At 48.9% G+C, this 20,797-nt stretch carries 20 protein-coding genes; 7 read left to right on the top strand and 13 right to left on the bottom strand.

Going from position 1 to position 20,797, the window contains the following annotated elements; genetic code table 11:
- Positions 1-23: 23 nt before the first annotated feature.
- From C9I92_RS07740 to C9I92_RS07750, 3 genes are read right to left on the bottom strand one after another with little or no spacing between them, the layout of a single operon-like run.
- Complete coding sequence (locus tag C9I92_RS07740) at positions 24-695, bottom strand: response regulator transcription factor (protein WP_047887690.1); 672 nt, start codon at positions 693-695, stop codon at positions 24-26.
- Between the two features lie 52 nt (positions 696-747).
- Positions 748-1,125, bottom strand: a complete 378-nt coding sequence (locus C9I92_RS07745) for a diacylglycerol kinase (protein WP_047887691.1) — start codon at positions 1,123-1,125, stop codon at positions 748-750.
- A gap of 6 nt (positions 1,126-1,131) precedes the next feature.
- A complete protein-coding gene (locus C9I92_RS07750) occupies positions 1,132-2,796 on the bottom strand; it encodes a phosphoethanolamine transferase (protein WP_047887692.1) in 1,665 nt (554 codons plus the stop codon).
- A 316-nt stretch (positions 2,797-3,112) separates the two neighbouring features.
- Here C9I92_RS07750 and C9I92_RS07755 point away from each other — a divergent pair, with 316 nt between their 5' ends.
- Both C9I92_RS07755 and C9I92_RS07760 read left to right on the top strand, forming a co-directional pair.
- Positions 3,113-3,391 (top strand): PepSY domain-containing protein, encoded by a 279-nt coding sequence (locus C9I92_RS07755; protein WP_047887693.1) that lies wholly within the window; start codon positions 3,113-3,115, stop codon positions 3,389-3,391.
- Positions 3,384-3,884 carry a cytochrome b/b6 domain-containing protein gene (locus C9I92_RS07760; protein ID WP_047887694.1) on the top strand — a complete coding sequence of 167 codons (501 nt, stop codon included), beginning with the start codon at positions 3,384-3,386 and terminating at the stop codon, positions 3,882-3,884. The genes C9I92_RS07755 and C9I92_RS07760 overlap by 8 nt, the downstream gene beginning before the upstream one ends.
- Before the next feature lie 263 nt (positions 3,885-4,147).
- Here the strand turns inward: C9I92_RS07760 and yidA are convergent, their stop codons facing one another.
- Together yidA and C9I92_RS07770 are read right to left on the bottom strand one after the other, a co-directional pair.
- Positions 4,148-4,957 (bottom strand): sugar-phosphatase, encoded by an 810-nt coding sequence (gene yidA / locus C9I92_RS07765; protein WP_047887695.1) that lies wholly within the window; start codon positions 4,955-4,957, stop codon positions 4,148-4,150.
- Between the two features lie 223 nt (positions 4,958-5,180).
- On the bottom strand, positions 5,181-6,125 hold the full coding sequence (locus C9I92_RS07770) for a DMT family transporter (RefSeq protein WP_047887696.1): 945 nt from the start codon (positions 6,123-6,125) through the stop codon (positions 5,181-5,183).
- A gap of 182 nt (positions 6,126-6,307) precedes the next feature.
- Here C9I92_RS07770 and C9I92_RS07775 point away from each other — a divergent pair, with 182 nt between their 5' ends.
- The 3 genes from C9I92_RS07775 (at position 6,308) to C9I92_RS07780 (ending at position 8,528) form a co-directional block, all read left to right on the top strand.
- Entirely contained in the window at positions 6,308-6,760 is a 453-nt protein-coding gene (locus C9I92_RS07775; RefSeq protein WP_047887738.1) for an Lrp/AsnC family transcriptional regulator, read from the top strand.
- A 268-nt stretch (positions 6,761-7,028) separates the two neighbouring features.
- A complete protein-coding gene (locus tag C9I92_RS25380) occupies positions 7,029-7,202 on the top strand; it encodes a hypothetical protein (protein ID WP_169776058.1) in 174 nt (57 codons plus the stop codon).
- 147 nt (positions 7,203-7,349) lie between these two features.
- On the top strand, positions 7,350-8,528 hold the full coding sequence (locus C9I92_RS07780) for a phosphotransferase enzyme family protein (RefSeq protein ID WP_169776059.1): 1,179 nt from the start codon (positions 7,350-7,352) through the stop codon (positions 8,526-8,528).
- A 33-nt stretch (positions 8,529-8,561) separates the two neighbouring features.
- Here C9I92_RS07780 and C9I92_RS07785 read toward each other — a convergent pair whose 3' ends face one another.
- The 4 genes from C9I92_RS07785 to C9I92_RS07800 form a co-directional block, all read right to left on the bottom strand.
- Positions 8,562-10,058 (bottom strand): aryl-sulfate sulfotransferase, encoded by a 1,497-nt coding sequence (locus C9I92_RS07785; RefSeq protein ID WP_053061948.1) that lies wholly within the window; start codon positions 10,056-10,058, stop codon positions 8,562-8,564.
- A 416-nt stretch (positions 10,059-10,474) separates the two neighbouring features.
- Positions 10,475-12,664 carry an FUSC family protein gene (locus tag C9I92_RS07790; protein ID WP_047887697.1) on the bottom strand — a complete coding sequence of 730 codons (2,190 nt, stop codon included), beginning with the start codon at positions 12,662-12,664 and terminating at the stop codon, positions 10,475-10,477.
- Positions 12,665-12,678: 14 nt separating this feature from the next.
- Positions 12,679-13,584, bottom strand: a complete 906-nt coding sequence (locus C9I92_RS07795; RefSeq protein ID WP_047887741.1) for an HlyD family secretion protein — start codon at positions 13,582-13,584, stop codon at positions 12,679-12,681.
- Between the two features lie 21 nt (positions 13,585-13,605).
- The gene (locus tag C9I92_RS07800; RefSeq protein ID WP_047887698.1) at positions 13,606-13,836 is read right to left on the bottom strand and encodes a DUF1656 domain-containing protein; all 231 of its coding nucleotides are present in this window, start codon (positions 13,834-13,836) and stop codon (positions 13,606-13,608) included.
- A gap of 188 nt (positions 13,837-14,024) precedes the next feature.
- Here C9I92_RS07800 and C9I92_RS07805 point away from each other — a divergent pair, with 188 nt between their 5' ends.
- The gene (locus C9I92_RS07805; RefSeq protein WP_047887742.1) at positions 14,025-14,915 is read left to right on the top strand and encodes a LysR family transcriptional regulator; all 891 of its coding nucleotides are present in this window, start codon (positions 14,025-14,027) and stop codon (positions 14,913-14,915) included.
- A 195-nt stretch (positions 14,916-15,110) separates the two neighbouring features.
- On the opposite strand, the gene C9I92_RS07810 is transcribed toward C9I92_RS07805, so the two are convergent.
- Positions 15,111-15,884: an ABC transporter substrate-binding protein gene (locus tag C9I92_RS07810; RefSeq protein WP_047887699.1), complete on the bottom strand. Its 774-nt coding sequence runs from the start codon at positions 15,882-15,884 to the stop codon at positions 15,111-15,113.
- A gap of 70 nt (positions 15,885-15,954) precedes the next feature.
- Positions 15,955-17,061, bottom strand: a complete 1,107-nt coding sequence (gene hisC / locus C9I92_RS07815) for a histidinol-phosphate transaminase (RefSeq protein ID WP_047887700.1) — start codon at positions 17,059-17,061, stop codon at positions 15,955-15,957.
- Between the two features lie 180 nt (positions 17,062-17,241).
- Between hisC and C9I92_RS07820 the strand changes: the two genes are divergently transcribed.
- Positions 17,242-18,159, top strand: coding sequence for a LysR family transcriptional regulator (locus tag C9I92_RS07820; protein WP_422894371.1), 918 nt, complete (start codon positions 17,242-17,244; stop codon positions 18,157-18,159).
- Here C9I92_RS07820 and C9I92_RS07825 read toward each other — a convergent pair.
- Positions 18,142-19,254: a hypothetical protein gene (locus tag C9I92_RS07825; protein WP_053061949.1), complete on the bottom strand. Its 1,113-nt coding sequence runs from the start codon at positions 19,252-19,254 to the stop codon at positions 18,142-18,144. The two genes, C9I92_RS07820 and C9I92_RS07825, sit on opposite strands and share 18 nt — an antisense overlap.
- Before the next feature lie 282 nt (positions 19,255-19,536).
- A complete protein-coding gene (locus C9I92_RS07830) occupies positions 19,537-20,586 on the bottom strand; it encodes a hypothetical protein (protein WP_047887702.1) in 1,050 nt (349 codons plus the stop codon).
- Between the last annotated feature and the right edge of the window lie 211 nt (positions 20,587-20,797).

The raw sequence follows: 20,797 nt of genomic DNA on the forward strand, positions 1-20,797 counted from the left end.
AGGCAGAAATAAAACTGAGAAGTTTATCCAGCGACATATCCAAGCCCTCTGCGGTTTGAAATTGGCAAGGTCCGGTTAACCTGTTTCAGCTTTCTTCTGACCGTCGATAAATGTGCTTCAATCGAGTTTTTTGAAATTGAAATTCCTTCATTGGTTAAATGTGCTTTGATCTGCTCAACACTTTTTAATTTGCCGTGATCGGTAAACAGGAATTCAATGATGAGAAATTCAGTCTTTGTGAGTTTTATCACGTCACCCTGACAGTACAGGCATTTTTCTGATTTATTCAGCATGCATTCGTCGATCAGAATAAGGGCGTCGTCCATATGGGACTCTCTGCGTCTGAACAATGACTGGATGCGGGCATACAACTCATCAAACGACACCGGCTTCGCAATAATGTCATCGGCACCGGATGTTAAGGTGCTGACGATGACCTCCGGGGTGTACTCCGTGGTCAGAGCCAATAGTCGAACAGAGAGCTCCAACTTTCTGATACTGCTGATAAAACCATGATGCTCAGGGTTATTTTTATCATAGTCCAAAATAATCAGGTCGTAGTGCTCACTCAACAACATTTTGAGGCCATCATGGTGATTCTGTGCAATGTGTACCAGTAATCCCATTTCCACCAGTTTGCTATGGATACGTTTTTGCAAACAATGTGATTGATCGATGATAAGCAGTTTCAGCATGTTGTTTAAATCTCTGTTCTGTTTATTGTTCTGATTTAAAAGGAGTCATTGTTCAGTTTATTGAAAGTATGACCGCCAGCCAGAGAATGCCGGCGATCAGAAAACTGATAAAGACACAGGCTGAGCCAATGTCTTTAGCCAGACCGGATAACGGGTGATAGTCGGTACCGATTCGATCAATCGCGGCCTCGATGGCGGTATTGGCCATTTCGGCAAACAGGACGAACAACAAGCTGCAAATTAGCAGGGCTTTTAGCAGCACAGATATTGGAAGCCACACTGCGACTGCCGTCAGCGGAATAAACAGCATCAGTTCCTGCTGAAAGGCCGCTTCATTTTGTGCCATCCAGCGAATACCGCGATAACTGTTGGCAAAGGTATAAATAATTCGATTCAGGCCTGTGCGCTTTTGTAATGTCTGGGTTGTCATAGGTGGTTAACTCATCGAAGCCTGGCAGCGGCTGATAATATCCATGTCGTTATTTTTATCCTGGGTGGTGACACCAAAGAAACCAATCAGGGTGTGGAAGAAGTTATCGTGCGAGTATTCGCCAGTTTTCGCGCTGGCTGATAAACATTCACGATCAATCTTTCTCTGCTCAGAATATTGATCCGGCAGCCACATCAACCACGGCACCTGAGTTTGCTCTTTCGGCGCGATGGCATACGGTGTGCCGTGCAGATAAATGCCGTTTTCACCCAGCGATTCGCCATGGTCGGAGATATACATCAGGGCAACGTTGTATCGATCCTGATAGGTTTTCAGCTTATTAATCATTTCCGCCAGCACAAAATCGGTGTATGCGATGGTGTTGTCGTAAGTGTTGACGATTTGCTCATCGGTACAGTGCTCGATGTCGCTGCGCGGACAATCCGGCAGAAAACGCGCTTTATCTTTCGGGTAGCGTTTGTAATAGGTCGGGCCGTGGCTACCCATGATGTGGAAGGCGATCAGCTTGTTGCCGTCCGTAGCCTGAATTTGCTGGTCAAGCATTGGTAGCAGTACTTCATCGTAACAAGCGTCATCCTTACACAAATCGGGATTTGCCGTGTGATCAACGCCTAACAGCCGGAAGTTTTTGGCAATGCTTTTGTCACCGCCGTCATTGTCAATCCAGGTGAGGTCTACGCCGGCACGGCCAATGACATTCATGGCATTGTCACGGCTGTTGGCCTGCGCTTTGTTGTAGCCTCCGCGATTCATATTAGAAAACAGGCAGGGAACTGAAACCGCCGTCGCTGTGCCACAGGATGAGACATTCTGAAATGCAATCAGGCCCATTCCTTCGGTATAGGGATTCGTATTACGGCTATAACCGTTGTAGTGATAATTCATTGCGCGCGCGGTTTCACCCACAACCAGTACAACCAGATTCGGTTTTCCGTTAGGAACCGAAACCAGTTTGGCATCTTCTCCCAGTGGCTGATAAACCAGCGGCTCAGTCAGGTAGTTACGCTGAACATATTTGATGGTGTTGTAGGCAAAAGCCGGGTTAATCATCTTGTTCAGGTAGCTGTTATTGCGTCCTACAGAGGCGTAGTCTTTATAAAACAACAGTGCAATGAGGGCGATACCAAGAATCGCTACCAGAACAGCAATGAGTCGTTTCAGAACGGCTTTAAAATGAGACTCAGCTTTTTTGACTGTGATGCTACTGAAAAAAAGGGCCGGCATCAGGCCGAAAACAACAAAATACAGCACGGAACTCAGGCTTAAATAAGAGGTCGCCTCACCAGAGTTTGTTTCGAAAATATTTTCAATCATGCCGTAGTCAAAAATGACGTTATATTTCATCGAGGCATAAAATGCCATTGACGATAATAATGTCAGAATGACGGAGAAGGGCTTTAGCACAAATGGCAAAGAAAAAAGTGTAAAAATAATAATAAAACAGAAGAAAAGCAGTAGCGGGCTACTGGCAACAAAACTCAGCGAACTTTGAGCTGCCAACTGATAGATTTTGCTGGTTACCGGCAAGTTGAGCACCAACGCAAAATAGGCGGCAACCATCACAATGTAAGTAACGGCACTCATTTCCATTTGAAAAGGTTTGCGAAGTGTCGCGGTCAATGTATTCAAGCTAAGAAATCCAGTTTTCATTCAATAACCTGATATTAGAATTCAAGACTTAAGATTTACTTAAGATTGATTGAGGGGAAACTGAAATTTTTGCCACTATGCTTACTTGTGCTTATAAGCTACGTCGTGAAGAAATATAAAACCGTAGGTTAGATGAGAAATGCCTGAAAAATAATACGAATAAAAATCACATTGTATTAACCCGACAATATGTCACTGCGTTAATAACCTTAGAACAATACTTAGACTGTCTTGAAATTGATGCATTAATTTCAGCGTTTCTTAAGAAAAAAGTGCAATCCTTACCCTTGAATAACGACAACATGGGGGAAAGATTATGCCTGTCCCAACCTCAGTCTTTGTGACCGCGTTTCTGACCGTTATGGCAGCGTCCACTCACTCAGATTATTCGTGTTCGACTCAACCGGAAGAGACATGGGTACCGATGGATCAGGCGAGAGAACATTTAATTCAAAGGGGTTATCACATTCGTTCGTTCAGGAAAACACGTTCGAACTGTTACAAACTGTACGGATTTAATCAGGAAGGGAAGAAAGTGGATGTTTACTTTAATCCCGTCGATCTAAGCAAAGTCAAAGAGCGTAAAAATGGATAAACATTACAAATGGGATGTAATTGTACGGATTACACATTGGGCAGTGGCTGGCCTCTTTTTCGCGAATTATTTCGTGACCGAAGAAGGGAGTGAAATTCATGAATGGGTAGGTTATTGCATTATCGGTTCGATTGTTATCAGGCTGGTTTGGGGAATTGTTACCCGTTCCCCGGCCAGGCTGTCTGCTTTCAAGCCGTCGGTGACTCAAGCGGTGACACACTTGAGTGAAGTCATCTCCACTCGGGTCGATGCGTCAGTCGGTCATAACCCGGCCGGCGCGGTGATGATCTGGCTGATGTGGTGTGGCTTGCTGGCAACGGCAGTAACCGGCTGGATGGCGCACGTTGAATTGATGGGTTACAAAGATGGGTTGAAAGAGATCCATGAAGTATTCGCTAACCTGACTTTCATTGCTGTGGCGGTCCACATCTGCGCCGTGATTGTGATGAGCCGTTGGACAAACCGTTCTTATCTCAGCGGAATGCTCAAATAAGCGCTACGAGTGTGTGCCATAGGTAAACGGTGAAGCACCGTCAAAAGCCGTAAAAACCAATAGAGATGCCAAGAGATGCCGGGTATGCAACAGATACCCGGTTTGGTTTACTTGAGGACAGCGCTTCAAGCCAAACCTTCAAGTGGATGATTCAAACAGCCCTGTCAGATAAGCCAGAGCAGTCCGGCGTGCTCAATACGCTTAGAGTTTGTGAACCCGGCGTGTGACAACCAGTAATACTGGCCGTCACTCATGTCCTATGATTAGCGATTCAGGATAAACTGCTCGATCACTTTGGCGACACCGTCGTTGTCGTTGGTATCGGTAATGTGGTTCGCCAGAGCTTTGGTGTCTTCTGTCGCGTTGCCCATAGCCACTCCCAGTCCGGCATAGCGAATCATGTGGTGATCATTTCCGGCATCGCCCATGCAAATGACTTCGCTGGCATCAATGCCCAAATGCTCGGCTAACATTGCGACACCTGTCCCTTTATTGCTGTTTGGGTTAAGCAGTTCCAGGAAGAACGGGGCACTCTGTACGACGGTGTATTGTTCAGTGACGACTTCCGGCAGTTGGCGAATTGCGGCTGACAGTATTTCTGGCTCTGCCACCATCATCACCTTGATAATCTCTTCATCATCCGGCAGGTCGGCAAAATCGATCACGGTGGCACTTACCTGATTGATGTCTGCCTCATGGTCAGTAAAAGCGTTGCTTTGCGGCGTGATCAGGCCGCGAGTCGTTGAAAATGCATGCACAAACGTACCCAAATCGCGAGCCAGGGCAGCGATGTTTTTCGCATCACGGCCTGTCATGATTTGCTTGCGCAAAATCGTCCGGCTTTTCACCTGTTGCACCAGGGATGCGTTGTAGCTCAGTACAAAATCCTTGTCGCTGGTCATGCCCAATTCTTCCAAATAACGGAGCATGCCTTCTAACGGTCGTCCTGATGCCAGAACAACGTGTACGCCTTGGTCACGAGCAGCGGCAATGGCTTGCTTCGTCCGGGGAGAGAGTGTTTTCTGTGAGGTCAGCAGGGTGCCGTCCATGTCGAGAGCAACGAGTTTGTACATCTGAAAATCCACCGTAAAAGTCTTGGGAGCGTCGAGGTCAACGGCGTCTATTGTAATCAACTTTTGTGATCAACTCGACACTCCCATGAAACCTATATGCAGATGGATTAATGTAGACAGGTATGCACCCAGACATCGACGATGCTGATTGGGGAAATACTGAAGAGACAACCTCGTGGCAAAAACCACTTAAGATCTCGCGCAGCCGCCACTGCGCGAGAGGTTATCGTTGCCAGCGCAAGCGATTCAGCCAGCCGGGTTGCTTTAGTTTCCCCTTAAGGGGAATGAGTTCGCTGGCTGCCAGCGCGCCGCAGATGATGCAGCTCATTGCCAGCAGCGTGGTTGTCGATAACGCTTCATGGAATATGGCCGCTGCCAGCAGTGCGGCAACCACAGGGGTAAACGAGCCCAGCGCGGCGCTCATCTCAGCGCCCAGTCGTGAAATGGCAAAGCCATAGCTGAAGTTGGCCAGAACGCCCACAGCCACACCTTGAATTAGCAGATGCACCATAATGTCGCTGAGCGGTGCAGAGAACAGATTGAATGTTACCCAGCCCAGACCATGAAACACAGGTAGCAGCAGGCATGCCGAACCTGCCAGTACCAAGCCGCCGGTGACAGGCGTCAGACCGCTAACCCGCATGGCGACGGTAAACCAGGCCCAACTGAAACTGGCCAGTAACAGCAATCCATGTCCCTGTACGACGTCGGTTTGGCCACTGAACAGTGAATGGGTCACGAATAAGCTGATGCCTACCACAATCAGACCGATACCGGTTTTACGGGAAGCTGAAATGCGTTCTTTATAGCAAAACGCGGCAATGGAGGAGACAAACAATGGCAAGATGCCCGGAATCAGTGATGCGCCATCGGCAACAGGGGCCAGATGCAGGCCATTAGCGGCCAGCATTAAGAAGGGTAAACCGGCTCCCCAGCCGATAGCCAACAGGTAGCGTTTCGGGGTGGTTTGTATTTTTCGCAGAGAATGGCGGCTGAGATAGCCAAAGACGAGAGCTGCCGGTACAAAGCGCAGCAGGGCAATATCCCCAATGGTCAGGTCAGATTCGCTGGATGCGCGCAATGAGATAAAAAAGCTCGACCAAATCAGGAGAGTGGCCAGCATGGCCGTGATACCTAACAAGGTATCCTTAGTGGTTAAACGTTCCATTGTTTAGTCCTGATGTTATTTCTATAAGAAGGTGTCAGGAACTTATTATGGAAAATGTAAACGGGTTAATGTTGGCAAAAAGTCTGCTTTGAACATCTAATATTGATGATGATTACCAAAATAAGATTATTTTTTGATAATTATTGCCAAAATATGAGATGGAACTTAACGATGGTGTCGAAATGGACAAGAAAGACAAACAAATACTGATGGAGTTGCAAAGCGATGTGCGCAAGACGACGGCGGATATTGCCGATGCTGTCGGGCTCTCTGTTTCTCCCTGTGCCCGCCGTATCCGCAAACTGGAATCGGATGGCGTTATCGCAGGCTATCAGGTCAAGCTGGACAGGAAGAAAATGGGGCTGATGATGACCTTTTTTGTCAATGTCCGGCTCAGTAATCACCGGGATCAGGTTATTGATGCGTTTGAAGAAGCAATCGCTGAGATGACAGAGGTGATTAGTTGCCACGTGATTTCCGGCTCATACGATTACCTGTTGGAGGTTGTCAGTAAGGACTTACCTCACTATGAGTCTTTTATGCGTAAGCTGCAAACCCTGAATATGGTGCAGGACATCAATACGAACCTGGCGATTCGGGCCGTAAAGCAGGGGTCGCCACTCACTATCGTTTAATCGTTGCACTCGGAACACGTTGTGATTGTTACCTGCTGGGTTAGCCATGCCGTGGTGGGGAATCCCTGCGTGATTTCAGCGAACAACCTACGCTTAAAAATGGGCGGGTGTTTATTGTTTCTCGGGGCGAGGCCCCGGAATGAGGAGCTTGGTTGTATGCTCTGATTGCTATGTCCTGGATGCCATGCTGAGTTCAAGTACGTCGTGGGTTTGTGTGTGTCAGCGCAGCAATTAGCGGATCAAAGAGTCGAGAGTAAAGAATATGGCAATGCAAAACGAAGATAAGAGCACTTGGGCCATTGGCGGCGGTGTGATCATCGGTTTGGGTGTAGGCTTCTTTTTTCTACCGGAATCCGTTTTTGGATTTGTTGGTTCGCTTTTGGTTGGGCTGGGTGTGGGACTGGTGGTGACGGCAGTGTTATCTGTTATTCGTAAGCCGTAAGCCGTAAGCCGTAAGCCGAGGCCTGATGATGCTCTGTTTGATCAACACGCTTGGCTATTGTGGTTTTACATACCGTTTGAATTTTCATAAGGTTTGAATTTCAGATACAAGGCGAAGGGCACGCCTTTAAACGGGAAAATGACCTACATGGAAACAAGAACGGAATCTTGTCTGGAATGGGAATCACTGGCGGCGAAGTTGCGCCTCGTGCTGGCTCATTGGCCGCAAGTGCCTGAGCACAGCATGCTGGAACCCGTTGCGGTTGGCGCAACGAATCATGTTTTTCGGGTACATGGTGAGCCGGAGGCCGTATTGCCCGTCTGGTATCTTCGGCAATATCGCACTCAGGATGTCTCGAAAATTCAGCGCGAGCACCGGCTTTTGTGTTCCCTTGCCAGTACTCTTGAGACTGTTGTTGTTCCCGTGACGTCGTCTGCGGGCGAAACGCTGGTTTCGCTGGATGGCCATTACTTCGCCTTATTTCCTGAAGCGCGGGGCCAATCAGTGCCTGCTTGTCAGCTGACGCTGGATCATGCCTGTTCAGCTGGGGAAGCGTTGGGACGGTTGCATTACGCATTAAATCAAGCGTGTTCTGAAAGCGAGCTGTCTGAGTATTCGACGATTACTCTGCGCTGGCCGCAGCGGGAATGGGTCCGCCGGCTGGAAAAAGTTATCGAGGCAATCGAACAGCGCTTACCGTCGCGAGCTCTATTCCAAGCGCTCTTTAAACCGCTCTCTCAACCGCTATTGCCAATCCAACCGTTATCGTTAATCCAGCGGCAAGCGCCTATAAAACCGCTGCCGTTAAACCCATTGTACCGCTTACCGCGTGGGACTGATGCTTGGGCGTTACGGCGCGCCATCCGACAGAAAGCGTATTTGGCAAGTTCGCGAAGCTTACACTATCATACCCCGACCTCTCCGCTGAAACTGATTCATGGTGATTATCATCACTACAATGTCTTTTTCGACGGTTCGAATCAGGTATCGGGGATTATCGACTGGGATTTGGTCGGACGAATGCCGCTCGGGTATGAAGTTGTCAGGGCCTGTATGTATATGTTCCAGATGGATGTTGAACGCTCACTGGCTTTCATTCGATCTTATCTGACGGTGATGCCGCTTTCTTTTGCGGAGCTGAGCGATGGGGCTAAGTCCTGGGGGATCTATGCTGATCACCATGTTTGGGCCTTAGAAGAAGTGTATCTGAAAGGTAACCTCTCAGCGAAGAAATTCATTCCGCACCATGACTTTGAAGCCTTTCAGGAACGCTGGAAACCTATCGGAGACCAGCTTTCCTCTTCCATCTGTTTCCAGCACCGCTAATCCGGTCGTTAACTTATAGTAAGTAAGGATGAATTACTGATAAGTCAGATTACTCAGCTCGACATAATTGGTGTTCCAGGGTCGGCATGTGCCGTCCAGTTCAATTTCAAACAGGATTAGCTCGCTGCTGTCGATAGCCCGAATGACGACCCGACTAGGGTTGTCATTAGTGCGATCAACGGCGGAGTAGGTGATCAGATAATTGTCCCCGCTTTTGTATACGCTTGAACAAATATCACTGAAAATACCGGCATCGTATATCCAGGTGGCGTCTGCCGTCATGGACGATTCATCGATGGCAAAGGACATGGCTAAACTGGAGGCTAATGCAATGCCTGTCGGCGCGCCAGCGGGTTGATTGAAACTCAGTTGCCCATTGTTAAACAGCATGAGTTCACCATTGACAATCGATAACGCGTGCTGGCCAATAGGTTTCGTGTCGCTCGAAGTTAGCGACAGAGGCTGCAGTGAAGGATGATTGACGAACCAGTGTTTAGTTTCATCGCCCAGTAACCATTTCATTTTTTTGCTGGCGTAATCGATTTTAACGACAAAGTTTTCCCGGCTGGACACTATAATACTGTCATCGTCAGGGGAATAAATCGCAGAGTTCATGTGAAACCAGTCAATACCATTACGGATGAAATCTGACGGATCTTCGCTGTTTTCTGTCAAATGCGTTGAAATGATTTCGCCAAAATCCCAGTGATCAATTTCATTCCCATTCTGATCGACTTCTAATAACACGGATTCGACCAAATTATTGCCGTTTTTTGTGGTGTCTACATTTAAGAAATAGCCGGTTTTTCCTTTTGAGGTTTCGTGGTGTGGTCTAATCTGTGTCAGTTGACTGGAGGTAATTTTTAACCTTTCTTCATCACCGGTCAGGGAAAGATACACCAGCTCATCATTATCCTGAATGATAAAACGTCCGTTTTCAAATAATGCGTAACGATAATCACTTGTTGGAGTATTGGCTGTCCAGCGCACATTGCCGTCAACATCCACTATGATAGGGCCTTGATCCGTATTATTTTCAAGATGGAGATAGCTAAAAGCGATGTTGTTGGTATCCAGTTTTTTGTTGATTTGCAGATTGTCGTAACTGCCATTGGGATCAATATATTCGCTGGTTGTAATCTGTGTTGACACGGAGCGCGTGGATCCGTCGGTCAATGTAATATCAACAGTGACCTGGTTGTCATAGCCGCTGTAAAGCCCGAAAACAGGCAAAAGAAAGCCACTTTCTGTAGCTGTGAGGGCATCAGGCGTGAAGGTGGCCTTGATGGGTTTGGAAAACGTACCGGGCATGGGCTGAATGGTAAATGAGACGCTGGAAAGGAAATCAATGTCTAACCCGACGTCTAAATCAGAAATAAACACTGATGAGTCGGTATCTTTTTCAGTTACATTAATTGGGGATGTGGTGTCTATTGTGTCATCGGTTGAAGACGTATTCTCAGATGAATTATCTGAGTCGTTACAACCTGTCAATAGCAGCAACAACACAGCAGCAGGATACCTTTTCATAAGCAATAATCAGTTAATTTCGTTATGAAGATTTTAAATGATCAGTCACTCTTATTTGTCTCAGTTTTAATAATAAGGAATGGCGAAATTCTCAATCATATTGGTATAACTTTTTAGTGGTTAAGTATTGTGGTGGATTTATACTTCTATTTTATGGGAATGTTTTTAAATTATTGTAAAGTGACAACTTTAAAATAACGTATCTTGCGTTGGGAAATTTTGATGGTGATGAAAGCAAATAAAGGCATCAATGTTGATGCCTTTATTTATCATTGTTTTTTGTTGTTACTTTTATTTTTTCTAGCGGATACTTTCTGTTTGGCTTAGGGGCGATTTAATTATTCTGACTTGTTTACGATAGTTTATCACTTGTCAGGGTTTCGCTTTATTGGGCTATTAACACTGGGTTTTATCCATTACAGTGAAAACGGTGACAATTTTAACTGATTCAACTGGCTAATGTGTGTGTAATGGCTAATTTTACGCATTGACTTGGCCAGCAGCAGTAAAGACGTCAGCAACTGATAACTTTGATCGGCTTGCGCCGGCGTTAAGGTCAGTTGCAAGACGGAGTGTTTGTCAAAACCTGCCAGATACTGCTGGAGTTTGTCTGACATTGCATCCAGTTTTTGTTCGTGCTCGTTGATGGCACTCGCTTCAGCATGATGAGTGTGCACTGATGATAGATCATGCTGAGATTCATTCAGCAATGGTGTATCCAGCAAACTGGCCAACTCCTCAAGTGTGTGTTTGAGTAATCGCTCGATACCGGTATTGCGGCTATGCGCCAACCATGTCTGGTAACTATCCTGGAATGCGTGAAAGTGAACGCACAAAGTGTAGCTTTCTTCAATCAGCTGGCGAATATTTGCTGGCGCAACATCAGGGAAAGCTGGCCAGTTCACCCGGGTAGAGGCCACTTCAGCCATCGTGGCGGAACGCAACGGAGTCTGACTGAAAGCCAGCCAGGTAGGTTGTGGCTTATCGGCGGCACGGCTCATCACTGTGAGTCGATGCAACAGACCAAGGCGAAACCGTTTCAGTTCCCGTAGCAACACATGCTCCGCGGTGGCTGGAAACAAGGTATGGTTAACCAGAAAAATGACCAACATACTGATTGCAATCAGCATGAGTTGCAGCAGAGCCAGATTAATGTCATAGACCGGATTCAACTGCATGGCACTGCTGGTCATGATCGCCAGAATCTGAGAACCCAGTAAGCGCTGAATAATCTGCTGTGGCTGGTGGAAAACATACCAGATCAGGAAGGCATTCAAAAAGTAGAAGGCACCCAGTTGCCACACCTCTGACATCAATGGCATCAGAAAAACATACTGCGCCAGCATGATTCCAGACCACATCATAATGCTTCTGAGCAGCACGCTGGTGCTGATAAACGGCAGTGTCAGGATCACACTACCCAGAATTCCCCCCAGTAATACGATCAGCGCGCCACCCGGCATCGGGACATACAGCCATAACACGATACATATCCACAAAATCACCGTGATCTTTAATGCATTGATGGCATTTTCAGGCATAAATCGCCATCCGGCAGGCTTTGCTTTTGTCGCTGGTTGCGCTCTTGCCTTATCCAGCATGATGGCTTCAAGGGTGTTTAGCATCTCGTGGTGCAGCCGATCAATTTTGGTCAGGACATTTTCCAGCATTCGCAGTGCCCCGTGATGATGAGACAGCTCCTGTGGCTGCTGGCTAAGGGTACTTTGCTGTGGCAGGGGATTTACGCCTGCGCCGCCGCCAGACAGCAAGCTCTCGGCACGGCGGGTACGTTGCTCAAGCCGTAGCAACAGATCGTGAATATCCGCCTGAGCACTTTCCGGCAATGGCGTAGGCAGAAGTGCTGAAGCTTCGGATAAGTGGCCGCACAGTAAAGCCCATTGGTTCATCTGTGCCAGATAGTGCTGCCAGAGCTGTTTGGTGCTGGCGATATGGTAACTGTCGGCCTGGGCCGCGGAAATCAGATCCTCCAGTCGGGTCAGGCGCTTAATGCTGTCACCGACAGACAGGCTGTGACTGAATGTACCGGTTTCTGCCAATTGCTCTAACGCGGCTTGGAGGTGTGTTGCCTGAGTAGCGTAATACCCTTGCAGCGTACTGGTCAGCACCTGACGGCTGGAGCTAGGCCAGAGCAGACTGTACACCAAGGTAAACGACAGAACCCCCAACACGGTTTCCTGCAGGCGCAGAACCGCAATGTTGAAAGTCTGATCACTGGAAAACTTCCCCATCACCAAAATCAGGGAAGCCACCATAAAGGTCATTGTCCAGACGTAGCCGTTTTTCGGATTGGTCTGATGATAGACACACAGGGCAGTAAACAGTGAATAACTGATCAGAAACGGCAGTTGCTGCTGGGCAAACAGGCCGGCCAGGGTAAAAGCAGCCACCATGCCGAGAACTGTGCCCATAATACGGTGGCGGCCTTTTTGCAGCGAATGGCCGGTTGTTTCCGTTGCCGCCATCACAAAGACGGCAAATGCGGCCCAGTACGGGCGCTCCCAACCGAGCCATAAGGCACTGACAATTGCCAGTGTCAAAGCGGAAGCAACCTTAATCGGCCGCTTGCTGCGTTCGCTGAAAAACATGATAGCTCCTGACGTTAACGCTGAGTCTTAAGGGCGATTTGTTCGATGGTCACCGGTGCCACTTTATGGATGATGATTGAGGCGGAAGTGCCGACCCGTAACTGGATGTTTGGCGGCAGCTGCTCAATCTGCACGCGAACCGGTATCCGCTGGGCCAGACGAATCCATTGAAATGTCGGAGTAACATTTGGCAGTAGCGACACCCCGGTGCTGCCGTCTTTATGGGCAATACCGTAGCCGATACTTTCGACGGTAGCCTGCAGAGGCTGATCCGGGTATGACATCAGAGACACGGTGGCTTTGTCGCCGGTAGAAACGTCACGGATATCTGTTTCTTTGAAAAAGCCTTCAATCCAGAAACTGTGCTGATCCACCAATGCCACCACCGGCTGGTTGGCGACCACCTGAGTACCGACGCGCATGTTCAGATTGGTAATGAAGCCGTCAACCGGTGCCGACACTTTGGTAAAGCCCAGATTCAGACGGGCTTCCTCGACACTGGCCTGAGCCACTTTGACGCCCGCGCGTGCGGCTTCTACACCGTTATTAAGCTGGGTAAGCGTTAACTGGGAGACCGCGCCAGGCTGACGGCGGGCAAGTGAGTGCCCGCGATGGGATTCATCCTGTGCCTTTTTCAGTATTGCGTTGGCCTGAGCCAGGCTGGCTTCCGCTTTTTCCAGCGCAGCCTGATAGGTACGCGGATCTATCTCAAACAGCAGGTCACCGGCTTTGACAACACTGTTGTCTTTAATGTGAATATGGGTGATAGGCCCGGTAACTCGCGGGGTGATCTGGATAACTTGCGCACGAATCTGACCGTCCCGGGTCCAGGGATTGCTGAGGTACTGCTGATATTTCCAGCCAATCGCAGCCAGGGCGGCAAGTAATAAAATAGTTGTCAGGGAAACACGTTTAAGCACAGGCATACTCTCAACAGTCAATCATGAAGGAAAAACAAACGTGCCGAACCAGAGGGTATAAAGCACGGTCAGAGCCAGTTCGACCAGCGGTGGACTGGCAATAAACCGGTGCCATCGCACTTTATTCAGCAGCCGTACGGTGAGGGAAGTGCAGACTAACCCCAAGATGCCAGCTACCATCAGCGGTGGCAGGTACACATCACCAATAGCGACCTCTTTGGGGACTTGGGGTATCGCGAGAAGATCAAACATCACGTCGTACACTCTTAAGCAGAATCAATGGAATTTGACGAGCCGGTCGACTCAGGATTAGATTTCCAAGTGTGATGTTAATCACATGTTGGTAAAGGATAAAGTCGTCAATATGGAAAACACTTGAAACTATTGGTTTCAAATTAGTGTTAAAATTATCCAAATTTTGTTTCCAATCGGGGCTGGGTGTGGATCGGTTAACCAGTATTGAAATCTTTGTCCGGGCGGTCGAACTGGGCTCATTTACCGCTGTTGCCGAGGAAAAAGGCATCAGTTCGCAGATGGTCGGAAAGCATATCCGCGGGCTGGAAGCCTCGCTGGGCACAAAGCTGTTGAATAAATCAACTCGGTTTCAGAGTCAGACCACTGCCGGAGAGCAATACTACCGGCGCTGCAAGAACATCTTGTCGGAGCTGGCCGCCGCAGAGGAAGACATTTACCGGGAAATGCATGAGCCCCATGGTCACCTGAAAATTGTGTCCGGGGTACATTTTGGTATTTCTTTACTCTCCCCGTTACTGGCCCGCTTCCAGATGAAATATCCCTCTCTGACGCTGGATCTTGTCCTTGATAACCAGCCGGTAGATGTGCGCAAGGATGGGGTGGATGTCATTTTTCGTGAGTTTTCCAACAACTACGAGAGTCTGGTGGCAGTAAAAGTCGGGGCGTACCCGGTCATACCGTGCGCCTCGCCGGAATACCTGGCCCGATACGGCAAGCCGAGCCATCCGGAGGAGTTGGTCGGGCATCAGTGTTTTCAGCATAACCAGTTGCATGTGGTTACGCCCTGGAGCTTTAGTGACAAAGGACGCATGATTGAACCGAAAGTGTCATCCCGAATGACGTTTAACAGTACTCAGGCGATGCTGGCGGCGGCACTGGAAGGTGCCGGTATTGCTCTTCAGCCGATTTTCCAGGTTCAGGAACTTCTCGATCGGGGCCGTCTGATACCGTTACTGGAAGAATACCCGATACCCCAGGTAGAAATGTACATGTTCTACCAACCGACGCTGCGGCACACGGCGCGGCTGACCTTGTTACTTGAGCATTTGCGGGAAGAGTTGGTGTCGCACGTATAGCCGGATATTTTCGCCCCAAAGCTGCTCCGCTCCGTATTCCTGAACCCTTGTATCGCTGTATAAAAATTGGGGTTGGAGGTGAGCCATGGGGCAATATTGCTGGGGCAAACAGTCTGGGATTACAGTGAAAGGCCATTAGAAAGACAACGCGATGCCAGCAATATGCCGTCATCGCGTTGGATTTATCGAAGGGGATTACTCGCCGTAAATGTCGAATTTAAAATATTTGCTGGCGATACGGTCGTAAGTGCCGTTTTCACGAATGGCCTGAATGGCCTGATTGAATTTCTCAGCCAGTTGTTTGTCCTGCTTACGCAGTGCCAGGGCAGTGCCTTCGCCGATGTAAGCTGTGTCCGTTACCGGTTCGCCAACAAAGGTGTAATCAGCGCCACGAGGCTTGTCTAAAAACGCAAGGGCAAGTTGATCCGAGTTGCCAAATACGGCATCAAGACGGCCTGACTGGATGTCCATGTACACTTCATCTTGTCCGGTATAGCGCTGAATTTTAGCCACATCCCCGAACATGTCAGTGACGTATCGGTCGTGAATCGTGCCAAGCTGAACACCGATCGTTTTTCCGGTCAGTCCTGCTTTATCAATCACCAGATTTGCGCTTTTGGCCGCGACGAAACGTGCCGGAGTCTGATAGTACTTGTCGGTAAACAAAACGCGCTGTTTACGTTCTTCGGTGATACGCATGGAAGCCATGATCACATCTGCCTTACGGGCCAGCAGCGATGGGATAAGGCCATCCCAGCTCTGGGTGATCCACTCGCACTTCAGCTGAGCTTCGGTACACAGCGCATCGGCAATTTCAATATCAAACCCTTTTGGTGTGCCTGTCTCGTCTTTGTAATTAAAAGGCGGATAGGTAAAGTCCGATGCCAGTCTGACCGGACGCTCGGCGGCCTGGGCATTGGCAAACAGGGTGGTAGCCAGTAACAGGCCCATTCCAACGTATTTTTTCATATTATCCCTCTTCATACCGTACTGTTTGTTGTTATACGTTTATGTCTCGTGATTTGTGCTTCTTCGCCGTTCACGCCGCGTTTTGTGGTGAAGCTGCCTTGAACGCTTTCAGGGCGTTGAGTGTTTCCTGCATGCTTGCCTGAGTACCGACAGAGATCCTGACGCAGCGCTTCAGCTGAGGTTCGTGGGCCTGATTACGTGTCACTATGCCGTGTTCCAGCAGATAGCGATAGAGGCAGTCGTCAGTATTAAATCGGATCAGGACAAAATTGGTCGCTGACGGATAAACCGCTTCCACAAACGGCAGCAAGGCCACTTCGTCGGCAAACCAGTCACGCACTGAAACCAGCGCTTCAGTTTGATTCCGCATCGCTGCAATGCCGCTGTCAGCCAGCGCTTTTTCGGCGATGCGTGCGCTAGGATCCGGAATCGGGTAGGGGGCGATAAGGCGTGATAAATAAGTCATCACGCTGCGATCGGCCAGGATAAATCCAATGCGAGCCGAAGCCAGTCCGAAAGCTTTCGATAAGGTACGGATGACGATAAGGTTCGGGTAGCTGGCAATCAGTTCCGCTACCGTCGTGTGCGGCGCAAATTCAATGTAAGCCTCATCGACCACAATCAGGGTTGTCTCTTTTGCCGCTTCAAGCAACTGGATGATGTGACTGTGCGGGATGACGTTGCCGGTCGGATTGTTCGGTGAGCATAAAAACAGCATTTTGCTGTGTGGCAAATTTTCTTTGATTCCATCCAAATCAAGGCCAAAACCCTCGATCAGCGGCACCTTGATGGTCTTAAGTGCAAATGCATCAGCACAGAATTCGTACATGGCATAGGTTGGCGGACAAACGATGATGCGATCCTTGCCAGGTTCACAAAATGTTCGGATCAGGAGATCAATGCCCTCATCTGCACCTCGAACAGCACGGCTCTGACAACTGAGTGGATTCCCCGAAGGCGTAAAATGGCTGCTATAGTCAAGATAAGCCTGCTCAATAACTTGCGGTAAAAAGTCCGGATATCGATTGTAGCCCTCTGATTCACCGTAAAGCTCGCTTTCTTCCAGCTCATTGGCATTTAGCCAGATGTGTCCATTCCCGCCGATACGACGTGCGGACTGATAGGGTATGAGGTTTTTTACTACCTCTGGCGCTAATTTATCTGCAAGTGACAACACAAACCACCTCGCTAATATGCATGATTATCAATCAGAATCCAATCTTTATGGTTGGATATTCATAATTGGCTTTTTAATATTCCCGTTTACATAAATTAAACAACTTGGATTGAAATAAGAATCGAAAAGTCGGCATACTAGCTATGAGAAAAATGCATGGCTAAAAAGGATGTTTAAATGATGCGGATGCCTTCGACCCGAGAGTTGCAAGCGTTTCTTGTAACGGCAGAGCACCTAAATTTCACCGTGGCGGCAAAACACCTGAATGTGACGCAGGGAGCCGTCAGCCGTCAGATTCTGACGTTGGAAGATCAATTGAAGGTCAAGCTGTTTCACCGGCACGCGCGCGGGTTGAGTTTGACGCGTAAAGGTAATGAGTTTCTGCCTTTGGTGCAGCAGGTAATGATGCAATTGCAAAAAGCGGTGGAGCAGGTCGCCAATGAAAAGTTAAAAATCAAACTGAAGGCACCCAGCTGCGTCACGTCATGGTTGTTGCCAAAGTTAATGTCATTCCAGCAGGCTCACCCGGATATTGATGTGGAACTGACCTCAGCCATTATGCACAGTGTGAATTTTTCGACAGAACCATTTGATGCCGCTATCTGTTATGCAGATCGGGCACCGGGTCGGGAAGGGAAAAACTATTTGCTGTTTGAAGAAGTACTGGCTCCGGTTTGCTCCCCGGTGCTGCTGCAGGAAACCGTAGCGTCAGGTGCGCTATCGCTTACATCGTCTACCCCTACACCTCAGCCCCTGCAACTTGATATTGATGGGCTTACCCAGTTTACCTGGCTGCATGCTACCCCGCAGCAGACTGACTGGCAATTGTGGTTGGAACAGGCCAACGTTACCGGGCGCTTTGCGACTCAGAACCAGCACTTTGCGACGCTGGATTTGGCGGTTAGTGCAGCCATTCAGGGGTTCGGCATTGCAATTGGTGATGTTGAGCTGGCCAGGCAGGATCTGGCGGCAGGACGATTGGTCAGGCCCCATCCTCTGAGTGTGCCTTCGGGGAAGGGATACTACCTGGTGCGTCCTGGCCAGAGCAGTAATCCCTCACTCGATTTATTGTTTGACTGGTTACTGGCCGGCCGCTGAACGCAGGAAATCCAGGCGTTGCTGCTCTTCGGCACTCGGTTGATAGGGAGCCTGCTTCAACAAACGGGTATTGAAGGTACCTAACGGCCAGATTGCCTGACGACTGATTCCGTATTGCGCTTTTTCCCCGGGAAAGCCCGACATCTTTTCAACCTGCATGGTGCGCAGCTCCAATGTATCGTTGTGACCGTTCAAGACACTGTAGTGTGCTTTCAGTGTCAGAGATTGTTTTCCTTCTCCCAATCTCTGTTTCTCGGTCAGCACTGCGATGGGTTGACCACTTTGGGTGAACAAATTGGCACGAATGCGATAGATACCGCTTTGTTCGACCTGAATCTGGACCGGAATGGCTATATCGGAACCGGCTGAGGAAGGTGCTTCAACCTGGGTGATTTCAGCGACTGGCTGGTAATAGTGAAAATCTGCCGTTAACACATCAGTGCCAGAGGTAAAATCAATGGTTGCTTTGACCCTTATTTCCTGCGGCCAGTCTGTTTTACCTGGTAATTCAAGGGATGCTTCGTTAACCCGTTGCTTGAAAAGGATGTGGTGAGTTTCAACATCCAGCAGCTCAATGGTCATGGCCTCCACAGGTAAGGTTCCTGAGACTGAAATAGTGATCGGCTCCGGGTAAATAAAGCGATATTTTTCAAGGCTCAATGCCGCTTGGGCGTCGCCATCCAGTACCGGCAGACTGACAGTGCTGTAGCGTTCGGGCTCAAGCCATTGGGTATCGTGCGGATTTAAAGGCTGAGAGTAAGAGGGGTAGCTAAGCGCATCAGCATAGGCGCTGGATAAGATAGCAAACTGTTCGGTCATAGACTCTGTCATCACATCGTCTGTTACTGCTTCAGAAATGGCCTCTGCTATCGCCGGTTGCTTAGGTGCGCCTTCATTATCCTGACGTGTTTGATTGATATGGGCCGGTTTTTCGTTCAAAGACGTGTTATTACCCAGAGAAGGCGAGTGTTCGGAAGAAGCAACGGTTGCGGATGAAGCCGAAGCGGAAGATTGGCTCGCCAGTTTGTCCTGAACCAACAGCATGCCTGCACCGACAGCCACGCCGGTAAGAAGAATAAGAGGTTTCTTTTTCATAGTTTTCGATGTCCAGCCCTTGGTGAAGGGCTTTGAAAAAACACTTCTGGTGAATGGCGCAAGGTAAAGCGACCGGTAAAAGTGTCACATAAAAGCGAGGGGAGAACAGCATTAGGCAAACGGATTTTATAATTTGTTAACTGTTTCCGATGAAAAATACTGCAGGCTCACCGTACCACTGAAGTTATGTCCGAAAGCTAAATTTTTAGCCGCTTGCATACAGACACGAACAAAGGCTTTGGTCGTAACCAAAGCCTTTGAGATCAGCTCTATCAGCAGAAATTACAAATAGGAATGTGCAATTTCTGATATCGATTGCGACTCAGAACCGTTGACGTAGCGATAGTAACTGCCATTGAGCCAGTACCATTCATCGCTGGTTTCCGGTTTTATCGCCTGACCACTTAGCATGGTGACACTGTCTGTTGCCGTGGTCACCTGACCTTGGTGGGCCTGTTGAATCAGGCTGCTGTGACTGTAGTCCGAGCCCATCAGCAGAGGGTAATGGAAGGGCATGAACTGGCTGACGCCACCGGATTGCGCGGTCAGCTTGCCGTTAAATGCCACTTTTACCGAGCAACTGCTGTAGTCTCCCGCGACACTGGCCCCGCAGGATGAATGGCTGGCGACGACCCCGTCATCGTTGCCTGGCAAAAAGCCGGAGGTCGTTCCCAGGTAGTCAGAACTGTCACCGGCGAAACGGATGCGGGGTACGCGGCTGTCTGGCAAAGCCGCCAGTTGGCGGGCATTGGCAACACGCAAATCGTTGAGCACGCCGGTATTGTCTTTGGTCGGCGTTTCTCCCAGCCACATGGCAATGGCTGACTTCATTAAACTGTTCCAGGTCCCGCTGCCTTCGGCAATATTAACGGCTAAATCGCCCAATTCGGAACCACCGCCAGCACCGGCAAAGTCAAACGTTGCGACAATATTCAGTGGCTGCAGTCCTGCATTTTCCAGCCAGTTAGCTTGATTATCCAGCAGGTATCGGGCAACCAAATCCCCGGTGGAGTGCGTCACTAATACGCAACCCGGCTGGCAGGTACCGTTCTGGGACAGTTCCTTCAGCTTTGGCCAGAGATAATCGGTGGATATTTTATCGGCAATGCGCTCGTGTGACGGCCAGTCAATTCGGGCATCAGCCTGACTGAGCCAATAGTTTTGCCAGTAAGCGGCGCCATCCTGAGTTACCGTTGTGGCATCAGGTTTCGATTGCAGTTGCCCCGGTTGGAAGCCGTGAATAAGCACAACGGCGTAATCCCCGACGTTTGCGTGTACTGCTCCAGACGCCAGAGCAGAGGTAACGAGAAGTGAAATAGCTATCTTTTTCATAATTGATTCTGATTATTGTTGTTGGTTTATTGTCATGGGTTATGTATTTCCGGGTACCGGTTTTGCTCGATACCGGTCATACCATTAACTCATGGTTATGGGTGGTGCATTCGCGAGGCAACGTAACAGGTGAACCTCGTCATGATTGCTGTATGACCACATTCCTTGCCAGTCAGCAATATGCAGTTGGCACAGCCAAACATCTGAAAGT

It is taken from the genome of Photobacterium ganghwense (assembly GCF_003025595.1).
In the GTDB taxonomy this organism is placed as follows: Bacteria; Pseudomonadota; Gammaproteobacteria; order Enterobacterales; family Vibrionaceae; genus Photobacterium; species Photobacterium ganghwense.